The sequence below is a fragment of the Agromyces sp. P1_H4 genome (assembly GCF_056405255.1).
In genome coordinates, this window is record NZ_JBFUCL010000052.1 from 1 (window position 1) to 14792 (window position 14792).

Genomic DNA, 14792 nt, shown 5'->3' on the forward strand with positions numbered 1-14792 from the left:
GTGCATGCCTTCGCATCGCACCGCACCGGCTCCCCACCTCACGAGGATGTGACCATGACGCAATCCGAGCCTCCCGTGCTGCAGGCCGTCGACCTGCAGAAGCACTTCAAGCTCCGCGGGTCGGGGCGGCGCGGCGGCGTGGTGCACGCCGTCGACGACGTCAACCTCGAGCTGCACCGCGGCCGCGTGCTCGCCCTCGTCGGCGAGTCGGGCTCGGGCAAGTCGACCATCGCCCGGCTGCTCGCGCAGCTCATGCCCACCACGGGCGGTCGCATCCTGCTCCACGGCACGGATGCCACGGCCCGCCGCCGCCCGGCGTTCCGCGCCTACGTCGGTCGCGTGCAGATGATCTTCCAGGACCCGTTCGGGTCGCTGAACCCCGTGCACACCGTGCGCTACACGCTCACGCGAAGCATCCGGATCCACCGCGGCCGCCTCCGCGGCGCCGCCCTCGAGGACGCCCTCGAGGAACTCCTCGACCGGGTGCAGCTCAGGCCCTCGGAGCGGTATATCGACAAGTTCCCCCACGAGCTCTCGGGCGGTCAGCGCCAGCGCGTCGCCATCGCCAGAGCTCTCGCGGCCGACCCTGAGGTGCTGCTCGCCGACGAGCCGATCTCGATGCTCGACGTGTCGATCCGCCTCGGCATCCTGAACCTGCTGCAGGACCTGCGCGACCGCCTGCACCTCGCGATCCTCTATATCACCCACGACATCGCGTCGGCGCGCTACTTCGCCGATCGCACGATGGTGATGTACGCCGGGCGCATCGTCGAGAGCGGCGACTCCGAGTCCGTGACGCAGGACCCGAAGCATCCGTACACCCAGCTGCTCGTGCGCTCGGCGCCCGATCCCGACGACCTCGAGGCGCGCGCCCGCGGCGCACGCGGCGAGGCCCCGAGCCTCGTGAATCCTCCGAGCGGATGCCGCTTCAACCCGCGCTGCCCGTTCGCCACCGACCTGTGCCGCACCGAGGTGCCGCCGCTCATGGCCGTCGGCGAGGGCCGCGAGGCCGCCTGCTGGGGCTACTCCGATCGACCCGACCGCCCCCGCGTCGGGTCCGTCGTCGAGGCACTCGCGAAGGAGGACCGCGCATGAGGTTCTTCCTGCGCCGCTTCATGTTCTACGTGATCACGTTCTGGGCCGCGGTGACGATCAACTTCATCATCCCGAGGCTCCTGCCGGGCGACCCGGTGAGCGCGCTCATCGCGAAGAACCAGGGCCGTATCTCGCCCGACGCGACCGAGGCGCTGCGGGCGCTGTTCGGCCTCGACGAGGACGTGTCGATCTGGCAGCAGTACCTCGACTACTGGAACCTCATCCTGCACGGCGAGCTCGGCATCTCGTTCACCTACTTCCCGACGCCCGTGACCGAGGTCATCCAGCAGGCGCTGCCGTGGACGATCGGGCTGGTGGGCATCGCCACGATCATCAGCTTCACGATCGGCACGCTCATCGGCACCGGCATCGGCTGGCGCCGCGGCACGTGGGCGGACTCGCTCCTGCCGATCTCGACGTTCTTCTCGTCGGTGCCGTACTTCTGGCTGGCCCTCATCGCCATCTCGCTGTTCTCGGTGACGCTCGGCTGGTTCCCCGCGAGCGGCAGTTACGACCGGTCGCTCGTGCCGACCTGGTCGTGGGAGTTCATCGGCTCGGTGATCTACTACGGCTTCCTGCCGGCGATGACGATCGTCATCTCGTCGATCGCCGGGTGGATCCTCGGCATGCGGAACATGATGGTCACCGTCTCCTCCGAGGACTACGTCACCGTCGCCCAGGCCAAGGGCCTGTCGGAGCGCGCCGTGATGTTCGGCTACGCGGCCCGCAACGCGGTGCTGCCGCAGGTGTCGAGCTTCGCGCTGTCGCTCGGGTTCATCGTGGGCGGCACGCTCGTCATGGAGATCGTCTTCTCCTACCAGGGCATCGGCTACTTCCTCTTCACGGCGGTCGCCGCGAAGGACTACCCGCTCATGCAGGGCATCTTCCTCGTCATCACGCTCGCGGTGCTGTTCGCGAACATCGTGGCGGACTTCGTCTACGGGGTACTCGACCCGCGCACCCGACAGGAGGGCTGAGATGACGATCGACACCAGCATCGTCGAGGAGGGCGAAGAGCTCGCGCGCCCGTCGCAGGCGCCCGCCACGGGCGTGGTCTCGGCGGCGCCGCGGCGCTCGTCGCGCGGACCCCGCAAGTTCCTCTTCCTGCGCAACTCGAAGGCGATCGCCGGCATGGTGATCCTCGCGTTCTTCTTCCTCATCGCCATCATCGGCCCGTGGATCGCGCCCTATGACCCGAGCGCCCGCAGCGACGACATCCTGCAGCCGCCGTCGTGGGAGCACTGGTTCGGCACCACGCACCTCGGGCAGGACGTGTTCTCGCAGATCCTCGTCGGCACCCGCGGCGTCATCGTCGTCGGCTTCGTCGCCGGCATCGTCGCGACGACCATCGGCGTGATCGTCGGCGTCACGGCCGGGTACGTGGGCGGCCTGGGCGACGAGACCCTGTCCGTGCTCGCGAACGTGTTCCTCGTGATCCCGCAGCTGCCGCTCATCATCCTCATCGCCGGGCAACTGCCGACCGTCGGCGGGGTGACCGTCGCCCTCGTGATCGCGATCACCGGTTGGGCGTGGGGCGCCAGGGTGCTGCGCGCCCAGACGCTCTCGTTGCGGCGACGCGACTTCGTCGAGTCGGCCCGCGCCAACGGCGAGCGCACGTGGCGCATCATCACCGCCGAGATCCTGCCGAACCTCACCGCGATCATCGCGGCGGGCTTCGTCGGCACGGTGGCGTTCGCGGTGCTCTCGCTCATCACGCTCTCGTTCATCGGCATCGGCAACACCGGCGAGTGGAACTGGGGCACCGTGCTCTACCAGGCGCAGTCGCAGCTCGCGCTCCAGCGCGGCGCCTGGTGGTGGTTCGTGCCCGCCGGCCTCTGCATCGCACTGCTCGGGATGTCGCTGACGCTCATCAACTTCGGCATCGACGAGTTCGTCAACCCGCGCCTGCGCTCCACCGGCCTCAACGCGAAGTCGCTGCGCAAGCGCGGCATCCGACCGCGCATCGGCTTCACGCCGGTCGTCTACGAGGCGAAGGAGGACCGCGCATGACGCTCACGAATCCGCAGGGCCGGCCGCTCGGCAACCCGCTCGGCCGGCCACTCGGCCACCCGCAGTCGCTCACGCCCGTGAGCGACCCGGTGCTCGAGATCAAGAACCTCTCGGTCGACTACGGGTACGACGGCGACCCCGTGCACGTGCTGCGCCAGGTGTCGCTCACGCTCGGCCGCGGCGAGGTGCTCGGCCTCGCCGGCRAATCGGGCTGCGGCAAGTCCACGCTCGCCTACGCGGCGACGCGGCTGCTCCCCCCGCCGGGGCTCATCACCGGCGGCGAGGTGCTCTTCACCGACCGCGACGGCCGCCAGACCGACATCCTGCGGCTGAACGACACGCAGCTGCGCGCCTCGCGGTGGCAGGACCTCGCGATCGTGTTCCAGGGCGCGATGAACTCGCTCAACCCGGTGTTCCGCATCGGGCGGCAGATCGCCGACGGCATCCGCGCCCACCGCCCCGAGGTCTCGCAGAAGGAGGCGCTCGAGCGATCGGCCGAGCTGCTCGAGCTCGTGGGCATCTCGCCCGACCGCCTGCGGTCGTACCCGCACCAACTGTCGGGCGGCATGCGCCAGCGCGTGATGATCGCGATGGCGCTCGCCCTCGACCCCCAGGTGCTCATCATGGACGAGCCGACCACCGCGCTCGACGTGGTGATGCAGCGCCAGATCGTGGAGCAGATCTCCGACCTGCGCGAGCGACTCGGCTTCTCGGTGATCTTCATCACCCACGACGTGTCGCTGCTCATCGAGATCGCCGACCGCATCGCCATCATGTACGCGGGCGAGATCGTCGAGGACGCGGCCGCGCTCGACGTGTACCAGCGGCCGCGGCWTCCGTACTCGTCGGCGCTGTTGCACTCGTTCCCGCCGCTGCGCGGGCCTCGACGCGAGCTCACCGGCATCCCCGGCTCGCCGCCCGACCTGTCGAAGCTCGGCGGTGGATGCCCCTTCCGCGACCGTTGCGCGTTCGCGTTCGACGCCTGCTCGAAGGTGAACCCCGAGCTCGTGCACCCGAACGTGGAAGGCGATGACCCCCGGCGCTCGGTCGCGTGCCTGCGCCACGACCCGGCCGCGGTGCGCGCGGTCGGCGAGGAGCCGCTGCCGGTGCCCGCGGAGCTGTCGCTGCGCTGAGCGGGGGCGTCGGCTCGGCGCGGATTCAGGCGGTCGGCGCCGATTCAGGCGACGATCGCCGATTCCTGCCTGAATCCCGGCTGTTCGCCTGAATCCCGGTGCCCCGTCGTGGGCAGCGGATGCCGCGGGCGCCGGCTTGACGGCGGCGAGCGGATGCCGCGGTCAGCGGTCCGGCGGCGGCGATCAGCCCCGGCGCCACGCCTCCGTGAAGCGCGAGAGCAGCCGGGCGAACTCGTCGCGCTCGGCGGGCGTGAAGCCGGCGAGCGCCTGCTCGATCGCGGTGCGGCGGTGGTCGAGCACCGCCGACAGGGCGGTGCGGCCCGACTCCGTGATGACGAGGATGCTGCGTCGTGCGTCGCTCGGGTCGACCTCGCGCCGCACGTGGCCCGCGTCGACGGCGGCCTGCACGAGCCGGCTGGCCCTGGGCTGGTCGACGCCGATCGCCGCCGCCAGGTCGCTCACCGAGCTCGGTCCATGGTTCGCCAGCACCATCAGGACGCGGATCGCCGCGTGACCGCCACGCCCGCCCGGCCCTCCCCAGCCGCCGTGGCGTCCTGGTCCGCCACCGCGTGGATCGCGGTGATGGTGTGGCTCGTCGTGGTCGTGTTCGCCGCCGGGACCGCCCGCGCCGAAGGGACCGCCTCGCCCGCCCTGGGAACCGGGACCGCCCCATCCTCGAGGCCCCATGCCGCTCGGGCCGCCGCCGGGTCCGAACGGACCGCCGGGACCGCGGCCGCGGAACACGGCCAGCGCCGCTTCGACCRCCGCGACGGGGTCGACCGGCCCGACGGCGCCGCCCGATCCATCCGAGCGCCGCGAACCGTCCGAACCGCCCGAACGGTCCGAACCTGGGGGTTCGCCGAGTCCGTCTTGACGAGGCGGGGTCATACATGTCATCGTACATATACATGTCCATTGACATGCAACACGAGAATCGCGCAACGCGCGCCGGGCGCCAATCGAGCGCACCGGGAAAGGAACACCATGACCACCGATCAGATCAACCCAGACCAGCCCGACCAGCCCGACGAGCGCGACCGGCCCGAGCAGTCCGAGCCAACCGGCCGCCCGCTCGGGTTCTGGCTCAAGCTCGTCGACCGTCGCCTCTCCGAGGAGATGGAGACCCTGTTCGCCGCCGACGGCATCACGCGCCGGGACTGGCGCATCCTCAACCTCCTCGCCGGTGAGGTCCGCGACGAGCGGCTCGCCGAGCGGCTCAGCGCCAAGCCGCATGCACTTCACCGCCTGGTGGAGCGCGGCTGGATCGACGGCATGCCGCCCGAGGTCACCGACGCCGGCCGTGCGGCCCGCGTCCGGCTGGAGGACCAGGTGCGCACGCTCCGCGAGCGGGTCGCCGGCGCGGTCCCGGCCGAGGACTTCGCGACGACGCTTCGCACGCTCGAGGCGGTCGCCCGCGAACTCGGCTGGGACGAGTCGCAGCCACTCCCCCGCGGACATCGCGGTGGACGCCGCGGGCACGCCGGGCACGGCGGACGCGGCCACGGCTTCGGCGGATGGCACGGCGCTCGCATGCACCATGGCTTCGGCGCCCCTGCCGGTGCCGAGGGCCCCGACGCCCACGCCGGTCACGAGAGCCACGAGGGTCACGGCGGGCGCTTCGAGCACCGCCCGGGATTCGGGCCGCGTCCCGGATTCGGGCCGCGTCCCGGATTCGGCCCGCAGCCGAGCGTGCAGGACGTCCACGTCCACGTGCACCTGCACGAGGACCGGCGTCACAAGGGACACGGCCGACGTCACCACGACGAGCCGAACCCCGAGGCCTGAGCCTCGTCGGTCCGCACGCTGACGCCCGGCCGCTGAGCCGGACTGAGACACCGGAGCCGGGAGCGCGCGCCAGTGCTCCCGGCTTCGTCGTGTCGAGGCGGACGAACGCTACGAGCCGGTCGCCCCGCGCGCGTTGTAGACGACCGCGTCCGACGCGCCGAAGGCACGGAACACCTCGAGCGCGTCGTCGTGACCCACCCCGACGGACACGCGGATGCCCCGTCGCTCGAACTCCCCCGACCAGTCCTCGGGCATCGGCCCCTCGTCGAACCCGGTGAGCTGTTCGACCTCGGCACCCTCGCCCGCGATGACGAGCGACCGCACGCCGGCCCACATGGTGGCGCCGTAGCACATCACACACGGTCGCCAGTTGACGACGAGCTCGAGTTCCTCGCCGCCGGCGCCGAGATCCCACCGGCCAAGTCGACGCTGCGCGAGGCTCAGCGCCATCATCTCGGCGTGCACACCGCTCAGGTTCTCCTGGAGCACCACGTTCACGCCCACCGAGACGAGGGCACCGGATGCCGCGTCGACCACGAGCGCGGCGAACGGGCCGCCGTTGCCCGCCCGCCAGTTGCGATCGGCGAGCCGATTGGCGAGCTGGACCCGCTGCTCGGGCGTGCCCAGCGGCGGCGCCGCGGCGAGCCCGGGCAGCTCGTCGACGAGCCACGGGGGCAGCGATGCGCTGAAGGTGGAGGCGTGCGGTGCGTCCATGCGCCCCATTCTGCCGTGCCCGGGTCTCCGGCGCGTTCGGTAATCTGTCGGCGGACGAACTACGCGACCGCGTACCCAGGACGAGCGAGAGGCCGGCGCTGGATCCGTGACGACGACCCTCAAGGCCAAGCAGCGCCACCGGCGACGCCGGCGTGCGGTGGCATACGTCGCGATCGCAGCGGGATGGGCCGCGTCGATCTGGGTCAGCCAGCTCATCGTGGCCCCGCCGTGGTTGCACGCGGTCGCGCTCTTCGTGCACCTCGCCTCCCTCATCGTCGGGTTCGGTGCAGTGCTGATGGTCGAGTGGTACGGCGTGCTGTGGATCACGGAGTGGCGATCGGTACGCGACCTGCGCCAAGTCGACCTCACGTTGAAGCTGCCGATCTGGGCAGGACTGATCGGCCTCCTCGCGAGCGGTGCTCTCCTCCATCCCGACCTCTCGTCGCCGGCGACGCTAGTCAAGCTGGCCGCCGTGCTCGTGCTCTCGCTGAACGGCGTCGCACTGACCCGGTGGACGATGTACTTCGCCCGCTTCCCGCGGAAGATGCGCTTCGCGGCGCTTCCCAAGCGGGCTCGTGCGCGGTTCATCGGGAGCGCAGTCGTCTCGCAGGTCGCCTGGTGGACTGCCGTCATCATCGGCATGGTCAACTCCACCTCCTGATCGCGGCCCCTCGCCGCAGAGGGATCAGTCGGCGGTCAGACGACGCACAGCTTCCTCACGGTGTTCACCCAAGGAGACCCTTGGGTCTGCTCAGGTCTCCGATATATGCTCGGCTTCGTCCCAACCCCCCATCAGAGGACACCACCTTGCCCACCCCTGCCGTTCGTCGCGCGACGGTATCGCCGCTTGCGGTCGGATCGTCGGTGATCGACGATGCCCCGTTCGCTCGCGATCCCGAGATCGGATGGACCGAGTGAGTGCGGGGGCCCCCGAGCCGCGCCGCGCGCAGCGCCGAGAGCGTGAGCAGCGCCGCCGCCGTTCACGCAGGCGTTGGATCGTCGTCGCAGGCGCGCTCGTCCTGGTGCTCGTCGCAGGCGGCACCGCCACGGCACTGATGCTCAACGGCCAAGGCCAGCCCGACGAGGCCGGCGGGGCAACCGAGACGCCCGTCGCGGCCGAGCCGGTCGTGTTCGCGGATGACGAGCCGGCTGCTGCCGCCGGCGCCGCGCCGTGCACGACCGTGACCGTGCTCTCCTCGCTCGAGAACTCCGAGATGGTCTCGCGGCTCGTCGACGGCTACAACGGCCAGCCGCGCGACGTCGACGGCAGGTGCGTGTCGATCGTCGCCACGAAGGACAAGTCCGGCATCGCCGCCGAGCATGCGTCCGCCAACTTCCAGAACCTTCCCGAGGACCAGCGCCCGACGGTGTGGATTCCCGACGCCAGCTCGTGGATCGGGATCGCCCGCAACACCGGCGGTGGCGCCAGCGTACCTGCAGAGAGCGCGAGCATCGGGTCCTCGGACATCGTGCTCGCGATGCCGAAGGCCCTCGCGACGGCAATCGGCTGGGATGCGGAGGCCCCCACGTGGGACGAGGTCTTCGCGGCATCAGAGGACGAGAACGCCTGGGCCGATCTCGGTCACCCCGAGTGGGGCACGTTCAAGCTCGGCAAGACCAGCCCGCTCATCGCCAGCTCCGGGGAGGCGGCACTCCTCGCCTCCTACGGCTCGGCGGCGGGTTCGCTCGCCGACCTGACCGTCGACCAGATCGAGGATGCCGACATCACCGACGAGGTGCGGCAGCATGAGCTCTCGACGAGCCACTACATGGCGACCCCCGAGCACTTCCTCTGGCACGCGCGCCAGTCCGAGGACGCCGGGTCGGTGGCCGACTTCCTCTCGGCGGTGATCGTCGACGAGAAGTCGGTGTGGGACTACAACCGTGGCATCACCAGCCGCGACGGCGTCACGCGCGTGCAGAGCGATCCTCCCGAGGAGCAGCTCGTGCCGATCTACCCGAGCGACGGCTACTACGAGGCCGACAACCCGGCCGTCGTGATGAACGGCACGTGGGTCGACGAGGCCGAGAGCGCGGCAGGCCAGGACTTCCTGCGCTACACGGCGACCAGGCAGGGGCAGCAGATCGTCCGCGAGTCGGGGTACCGCGACCTCAACGGCGCGCTCGATCCGCTCGTGGCGCAGGTCGGCACGCTCGCGACCGACCAGACCGGAGCGCTGCCCTTCCCGAGCGCACGCATCATCCGTGCATCGCACGAGGCGTTCCCCGAGGTGCGCAAGCGCGCCGAGGTGCTGTTCCTCGTCGACGTCTCCGGCTCGATGGAGGAGCCGATCGCCGGGGGCAAGACCAAGCTCGCCGCAGCGAAGGATGCGATCACCCAGGCGCTCGGCCACTTCACGCCGGGCGACAACGTCGGCCTCGCCGCCTTCTCTGCTGACGACGACGGCGCCATCACCCCAGGACTCGTGAGCCCCGTGGCCGACATCGGCACTGAGCGCGCGGGCTTCCTGAAGGCCCTTGGAGCCCTGAAGCCCGTCGAGTTCACGCCCCTCTACTCGGCCGTCGACACCTTCGTGCATGAGCGCTCGGAAGACTGGCACGCCGATCGCATCAACGCCATCGTGCTACTGAGCGACGGGAAGAACGAGACCCTGTATCCGACGATCTCCGCCGACCAGATGCTGGGCGGCCTCAAGGGCCACCACGACCACAACCCGGTGCTCGTCTTCACGCTCGCCTATGGCGCCGACGCCGACGTCGCGACGCTGCAGTCGATCTCCAGCGCGACCGGCGCCCACTACTACGACGCCACCGACCCGACCAAGGTCGGGGACGTCCTGGGCGACCTCGTCACGAGCTTCTGAGACCCGACCGCTTCAGTCCCGGCGCCGCGCATGGAGCGCCAGGTGGTGCGGCGGAGTCCGTGAGAACGGCGAATGCCGCGCAGCCAGGGGCTGCGCGGCATCCGTCATCGTGGGCGAGTCGTCGGGGGACCTCAGGGGCCGACTCGCACCGTGACCGACTGGGCGGCGGTGTTGCCGCTCGCGTCGGTGGCCTCGTAGGTGAAGGTGTACTCCGCGCCGATGCGAGCGACGACCTGGAACTCGGTGTCGGAGACGACACGGACCTCGGCCTTGTGGCCCGCGGCCTGCGCGTCCACCAGCTCGACCGTGACCGGGCCGCCCGAGTCATCCGTCGCCTGGACGTCGACCGTGACGGTGCGCCACTTGTTGTTCGGCGGGAAGATCCGATCGGGCGTCGCCGTGAGCACGAGCTTGGGAGCGGTCGTGTCGGGCGGCGTCAGGTCGAGGCCGATGAGCACGGGGTCGTGGTCACTGGACCGGAAGGGGTCGGGCGCGAACAGCGCGTCCTGGGCCGGCTTCTTGAACGTCATGTCGTAGTCGAGCAGGCTCGGCTCGTCGGAGTTGATGTTCCAGTGCTCGGCCTTCGTGACCTCATCGGCGATGCCGCTGCCGGCGAGCGCGTAGTCGAGGTAGCCCAGCTGGCCGTCGAAGACGTACGAGTAGGCGAACTCGCCCTGGTCGCGCAGGGTGAGGTCGGTGTAGCCCGCGCCCGTGATGACCTGGATCGGGTCCTCCTTGTCGTACGAGTTCAGGTCGCCGATGATCAGGTCGCGGCCCGGCTCGGCGCCGGTCGGTCCCGTGGCCAGCCAGTCGACGAGGGCTTCAGCCGCCGCCGTGCGGACGCCGTTGCAGTTGCCCTGCCCGTCGGGGTCGGTGGGGTCGCCGACCGCGTCGCAGTCGGAGCCCTTCGACTTCAGGTGATTGACGACGACGGTCACGTCGCCGCCGGTCTCGAGGTCACGGTACGTCTGCGCGAGCGCCGGGCGGTTGAAGTCGTCGAGGAAGCGGGGGTCCACGCTCGTGTCCAGGATCGCGAATCCACCCACGGGCTCGACCTCGGCGGGCTTGTAGATGAAGGCCGTCGTGATCGCGTCGGTGCCCACCACGCCGGTGTCGATGGCGTCGTAGGTGCCGGCGCCCATCACCTCGTTGAGCGCGTCGACGAGGGTGTTCACCGCGGTGCCGCCGTTGTTCTCGATCTCGATGAGCCCCACGACATCGGCGTCGAGCTGCGAGATCGCACTGACGATCTTCGCCTCCTGCCGCTCGAACTCCTCGGCGGTGTTCGCGCCGCGATCGTCGAGCGTCGTGAAGTAGTTGAGCACGTTGAAGCTGGCCACCGTGGTGGTGCCACCCACCTCGGGCACCGCGGGGCGCGGGTTCACCGACGTGAAGTCGGCGCCCTCGGTGGGCTGCACGCCCCACGTGTCGAAGCGGTAGTCGAGCACGCCCGTGGCATTGGCGACGAGGTCGCCACCGCGGAACGTGTTCGCGAGCGTGAAGACCTCACCGTTCGGGTGGATGGCGGGGTCGGGGTTCTCCTGGCTGCGGCCGTCGTCGAGGGTGATCGTGTCGCGGGCGTTGGCCTCGGCGAGCGCGATCGCCTCGGGCGAGCCGGCGTCGTAGACGGCGGTCGGCTGCATGTGGCGCTCGGTGCCGAGCGTGACCGTTCCGAAGCGCCCGAACTCGAAGTACTCCTCGATCTTCAGCGACTGCGGGAGCGTGACCCGCATGCCCTCGAGGGCCTCGTAGCCCGCTGGGTCGGCGGGGAGCGTGATCTGGGCGGCCGGGGGCAGCTCGCCGCCGGTGGCGCAGACCGCGGCGCCCGTGGCCGTGACCTCGGTCATGCCGAAGAACTCGCTGACCTTGCCCACGACGTGGACCTGGTCGCCGAGGGCGACGTCGAGGCCGCCGGAGGCGAAGACGAAGATGCCGTCGGAGGTCGCGGCGTTGCCGTCTCCCGCGTCCTGCAGGTAGTACCCGTCGAATCCGCCGGTCTGGAAGTCGCCGACGACGGTGCCCTCGAGCTCGACCGTCGAGCCGACCGCGGGAGAGACATCCGTGGCGCCCTGCACCGACCCGATCGTCACGGTCGGCGCCTCGCAGTTCGCACCGCCGGGGGGCTCGGGGTCGTTGCCGGTCGAGTTCGCCGCACCCGGCGTGTTCAGCGCCTCGCCCTCGATGAGGGTGCCGGTGTTACCCGGGATGCCGGCCTTGTCGAAGTCGTTTCGCACCCAGTCGGCCGACGTGTCGGTGTCGGCGCCGTCGGGGATGCGGGAGGCGCCGCCGGGCGCGAATGCGAGCCCGTCGTAGGCGACCCCGAGGGTGACGCCACCGTAGGTACGGTCGCCGGCGCCGCCGTCGTTGACCGCGACGGCGTCGACGAGGGTGACGCCGTCGGGCAGTTCGAGCGTGCCGTCGTCGTTCGCGTCGAGGTCGTTGCCGAGCGCTCCGGCGAAGCCCTGCACGAGCAGGAGCGAGACGGTGCCGTTCTCGAGCGCGTTGGCCGGGAGCGTGGCCAGCGCCCGCCCGTCGGCGTCGGGTGCGCCGAACGAGATGACCTCGTCGACGGTGCCGGGTGCGGTGGGCGCGCCGGCCGCGAAGTCGCCCTCGATCTCGAGGACGCGGAGACCACTGAGGTCGGTGCCGGGCTCGGCGAGGAGTTCGACGTACTCGACGTCGTCGCCGGCGGTGCTCGCCGAGAACTCGTTGATGACCGGGGCCGCGGGCTCCACGTCGCCGCAGTCGGTCGTGTGCGATCCGAGCCCGTCGAACGTGTCGACGGGGAATCCGGCCCACTGCGTGGCGGGGTCGAACGCGTCGGTCGTGTTCGTGTCGCCGACGCAGACGGATGCGAGGCGGCGCAACGTGTTGTCCTGGGTGGAGGCCTGGCCGGAGCCCCACTCGGTGCCCGGGTCGGAGCCGACCTGGCCGAACGAGTCGACGACCGCGTCGCCGTGTCGGAGCACGAGGGCGTCGTCGCCGTTGAACCAGTTGCCGGAGACGGTCTGGTCGGAGAACGCGAGCAGCGGCGCGCCCGCCAGCGCGTTGACGACGACGTGCACATCGCCCGCGGCGACGGTGCCCGTGAGCGGCACCGAGAGCGTCGACGTGGCGCTGCCGTTGAAGTACATGGCCACCGAGTAGGTCGAGAGGTCGACCGCGGCATCCGTCGGATTCGCGATCTCGAACGCCTTGTTGTTGGAGCTGCCCTCGACGACCTCGCTGATGAGCAGGTCGGTCGCGGGTTCCGCCGCGAGCGCTGGAGTCGCGGACACCCCGACCGCCAGCAACGATGCTGCGGCGACGGTGACGGCGACGCGTCGGACGGAGTGGATCATGGGAACTCCCTGCCTCACGGAAACGGAGCCCTCCCGGCCCCCGAACGGGGTCAGACTACGGGAGCGTTCCGACGCCGGGGAAGGCCCGAGCGCGTGAAGACTCGGTGAACCGCCCACATGTGCAGGATGCCGCGGCATCCGCGCTCACATGAGCAGCACGCTTGGCCCGCCGACGCCCGACACCGCCACGCGGCATCCACTCGGCTCGATCTACCGTCGCTGCTGCTCCGACCCCGACAGCCGCTGCGCGATGTAGATCGGGATGATCGACACGACCACGAGCACGACCGCGATCACCGACACCACCGGCGCCTGGTTCGGCCGGAACATGTTGTTCAGGATGAAGATCGGCAGGGTGGTCACGCCCGACCCCGCGGTGAACGTCGTGACGATGATCTCGTCGAACGAGAGCGCGAACGCGAGCAGCCCGCCCGCGAGCAGTGCCGACCGCAGCTGCGGGAAGGTCACCAGCCGGAACGTGGTCCACACCCCGGCGCCGAGGTCGGCCGAGGCCTCCTCGAGGTTCGTGCCCTGTCGGCGCAGGCGCGCGATCACGTTGTTGAAGACCGTGACGATGCAGAACGTGGCATGGGCGATCACGACCGTCCAGATCGAGAGCGGCACTCCCATGATCGTGCGGAAGAAGTTGTTCAGCGCGATACCGGTGATGATGCCGGGCAGCGCGATCGGCAGGATGATCAGCAGGCTGATCGCGTCGCGGCCGAAGAACGAGAACCGCTGCAGCGCGATCGAGATGAGCGTGCCGAGCACGAGCGAGATGATCGTCGCGACCACGGCGATCTGCACGCTCGTGGCCACCGCCTCCATGGCGCCGGCGCTCTGGAACGCGCGGCCCCACCACTCGAGCGTGAACCCGGGCGGCGGCCAGGTCAGCGAGGTCGACGTCGAGAACGAGTTCACGAGCACCACGAAGAGCGGCACGTACACGATGAGCAGGATCAGGCCGGTCACGACGCCGAGCGTCGTGCGGGAGAGTCGGGAGAGTCGCATCCGTCGCCCCTAGAGGTTGTCGAGGGCGCCGGTGCGCCGCACGAGGAAGAGGTAGCCGAAGATGATCACGATCGGGATGAGCGCGATCGCCGACGCGAGCGGCAGGTTGTTCGCCGCGCCCACGTTCGTGTAGACGAGGTTGCCGAGCATCTGGTTCGCGCCGCCCACGATGTTCACCGTGATGTAGTCGCCGAGCGACAGCGAGAAGCTGAAGATGGTGCCCGCGATGATGGCGGGCAGCACGAGCGGGAAGACCACCAGGCGAATGGTCGGCCACGTGCGGCCGCCGAGATCCGCGGATGCCTCGAGCAGCGAGTCGGGCACGCGCTCCAGTCCCGCATAGATGGGGAGGATCACGTACGGCAGCCAGAGGTACGACAGCGTGATGATCGTCGCCGGCAGGCCGTAGCCCGGCGTGTGCCCGCCGAACGGCGCCACCAGCCACTCGAGGATGCCGTCCTGCGACAGCACCGAGCGCCAGGCGTACGCCTTGACGAGGTACGACGCCCACAGCGGCGTGAGCACCGCGATGACGAGGATGCGCTGCATCCTGGGCGACGCGACCTTCGCCATGAAGAACGCGATCGGCAGCGCGAGGAGCACGTCGATCAGGGTGACTGCGAGGGCCACGCCGAGGGTGCGCAGGGTCACGGTCTGGTACAGCGATCCCGTGACCACGGTGATGATGTTGTCGAGCGTCCACGTCTGGCTGATCTCGCCGGTGAAGCTGTCGACCGACCAGAACGCGGTGACGAGCAGCAGGACGAGCGCCACGATGTAGACGATGCCGAGCCAGAACAGCGGCGCGCTGAGCAGCAGGGCCAGCCGCGTGCGCGGGTGGGTGCTCAGGAACACGGATGCCGCGCGCGCCGGCGTGC

General features: G+C 70.3%; 12 protein-coding genes. 7 read left to right on the forward strand and 5 right to left on the reverse strand.

Features of this window, described 5'->3' with window-relative positions:
- The first annotated feature begins 54 nt into the window (after positions 1-54).
- Genes AC1DY2_RS05510 through AC1DY2_RS05525 form a run of 4 tightly spaced genes read left to right on the forward strand, consistent with a single transcriptional unit; the run spans position 55 to position 4238 of the window.
- Positions 55-1095 (forward strand): ABC transporter ATP-binding protein, encoded by a 1041-nt coding sequence (locus AC1DY2_RS05510; protein ID WP_476761502.1) that lies wholly within the window; start codon positions 55-57, stop codon positions 1093-1095.
- Positions 1092-2072 (forward strand): ABC transporter permease, encoded by a 981-nt coding sequence (locus tag AC1DY2_RS05515; protein ID WP_309975967.1) that lies wholly within the window; start codon positions 1092-1094, stop codon positions 2070-2072. The genes AC1DY2_RS05510 and AC1DY2_RS05515 overlap by 4 nt, the downstream gene beginning before the upstream one ends.
- Position 2073: 1 nt before the next feature.
- Positions 2074-3105: an ABC transporter permease gene (locus AC1DY2_RS05520; RefSeq protein WP_476761503.1), complete on the forward strand. Its 1032-nt coding sequence runs from the start codon at positions 2074-2076 to the stop codon at positions 3103-3105.
- Complete coding sequence (locus AC1DY2_RS05525) at positions 3102-4238, forward strand: ABC transporter ATP-binding protein (RefSeq protein WP_476761504.1); 1137 nt, start codon at positions 3102-3104, stop codon at positions 4236-4238. Before AC1DY2_RS05520 ends, AC1DY2_RS05525 begins: the two co-directional genes overlap by 4 nt.
- A gap of 183 nt (positions 4239-4421) precedes the next feature.
- On the opposite strand, the gene AC1DY2_RS05530 is transcribed toward AC1DY2_RS05525, so the two are convergent.
- Entirely contained in the window at positions 4422-4742 is a 321-nt protein-coding gene (locus tag AC1DY2_RS05530; RefSeq protein ID WP_476761512.1) for a MarR family winged helix-turn-helix transcriptional regulator, read from the reverse strand.
- Positions 4743-5222: 480 nt separating this feature from the next.
- Between AC1DY2_RS05530 and AC1DY2_RS05535 the strand changes: the two genes are divergently transcribed.
- Positions 5223-6023 carry a MarR family winged helix-turn-helix transcriptional regulator gene (locus tag AC1DY2_RS05535; RefSeq protein ID WP_476761505.1) on the forward strand — a complete coding sequence of 267 codons (801 nt, stop codon included), beginning with the start codon at positions 5223-5225 and terminating at the stop codon, positions 6021-6023.
- A gap of 108 nt (positions 6024-6131) precedes the next feature.
- On the opposite strand, the gene AC1DY2_RS05540 is transcribed toward AC1DY2_RS05535, so the two are convergent.
- Positions 6132-6737, reverse strand: coding sequence for a nucleoside deaminase (locus AC1DY2_RS05540; protein WP_476761506.1), 606 nt, complete (start codon positions 6735-6737; stop codon positions 6132-6134).
- Between the two features lie 106 nt (positions 6738-6843).
- On the opposite strand from AC1DY2_RS05540, the gene AC1DY2_RS05545 reads away from it, so the two are divergent.
- Both AC1DY2_RS05545 and AC1DY2_RS05550 read left to right on the forward strand, forming a co-directional pair.
- A complete protein-coding gene (locus tag AC1DY2_RS05545) occupies positions 6844-7398 on the forward strand; it encodes a hypothetical protein (RefSeq protein WP_476761507.1) in 555 nt (184 codons plus the stop codon).
- A gap of 244 nt (positions 7399-7642) precedes the next feature.
- Entirely contained in the window at positions 7643-9562 is a 1920-nt protein-coding gene (locus tag AC1DY2_RS05550; protein WP_476761508.1) for a vWA domain-containing protein, read from the forward strand.
- A 131-nt stretch (positions 9563-9693) separates the two neighbouring features.
- On the opposite strand, the gene AC1DY2_RS05555 is transcribed toward AC1DY2_RS05550, so the two are convergent.
- The 3 genes from AC1DY2_RS05555 to AC1DY2_RS05565 all read right to left on the reverse strand — a co-directional run.
- A complete protein-coding gene (locus tag AC1DY2_RS05555; protein ID WP_476761509.1) occupies positions 9694-12903 on the reverse strand; it encodes an ExeM/NucH family extracellular endonuclease in 3210 nt (1069 codons plus the stop codon).
- 210 nt (positions 12904-13113) lie between these two features.
- The gene (locus AC1DY2_RS05560; protein WP_476761510.1) at positions 13114-13914 is read right to left on the reverse strand and encodes an ABC transporter permease; all 801 of its coding nucleotides are present in this window, start codon (positions 13912-13914) and stop codon (positions 13114-13116) included.
- Positions 13915-13923: 9 nt separating this feature from the next.
- On the reverse strand, positions 13924-14792 hold an 869-nt coding region (locus AC1DY2_RS05565), incomplete at its 5' end, for an ABC transporter permease (RefSeq protein WP_476761511.1).

Coding starts and splice junctions, on each gene's coding strand:
- AC1DY2_RS05515 (WP_309975967.1), top strand. CDS start 1,092: ATGAGGTTCTTCCTGCGCCGCTTCATGTTCTACGTGATCACGTTCTGG.
- AC1DY2_RS05555 (WP_476761509.1), bottom strand. CDS start 12,903: ATGATCCACTCCGTCCGACGCGTCGCCGTCACCGTCGCCGCAGCATCG.
- AC1DY2_RS05550 (WP_476761508.1), top strand. CDS start 7,643: ATGGACCGAGTGAGTGCGGGGGCCCCCGAGCCGCGCCGCGCGCAGCGC.
- AC1DY2_RS05560 (WP_476761510.1), bottom strand. CDS start 13,914: ATGCGACTCTCCCGACTCTCCCGCACGACGCTCGGCGTCGTGACCGGC.
- AC1DY2_RS05510 (WP_476761502.1), top strand. CDS start 55: ATGACGCAATCCGAGCCTCCCGTGCTGCAGGCCGTCGACCTGCAGAAG.
- AC1DY2_RS05520 (WP_476761503.1), top strand. CDS start 2,074: ATGACGATCGACACCAGCATCGTCGAGGAGGGCGAAGAGCTCGCGCGC.
- AC1DY2_RS05540 (WP_476761506.1), bottom strand. CDS start 6,737: ATGGACGCACCGCACGCCTCCACCTTCAGCGCATCGCTGCCCCCGTGG.
- AC1DY2_RS05535 (WP_476761505.1), top strand. CDS start 5,223: ATGACCACCGATCAGATCAACCCAGACCAGCCCGACCAGCCCGACGAG.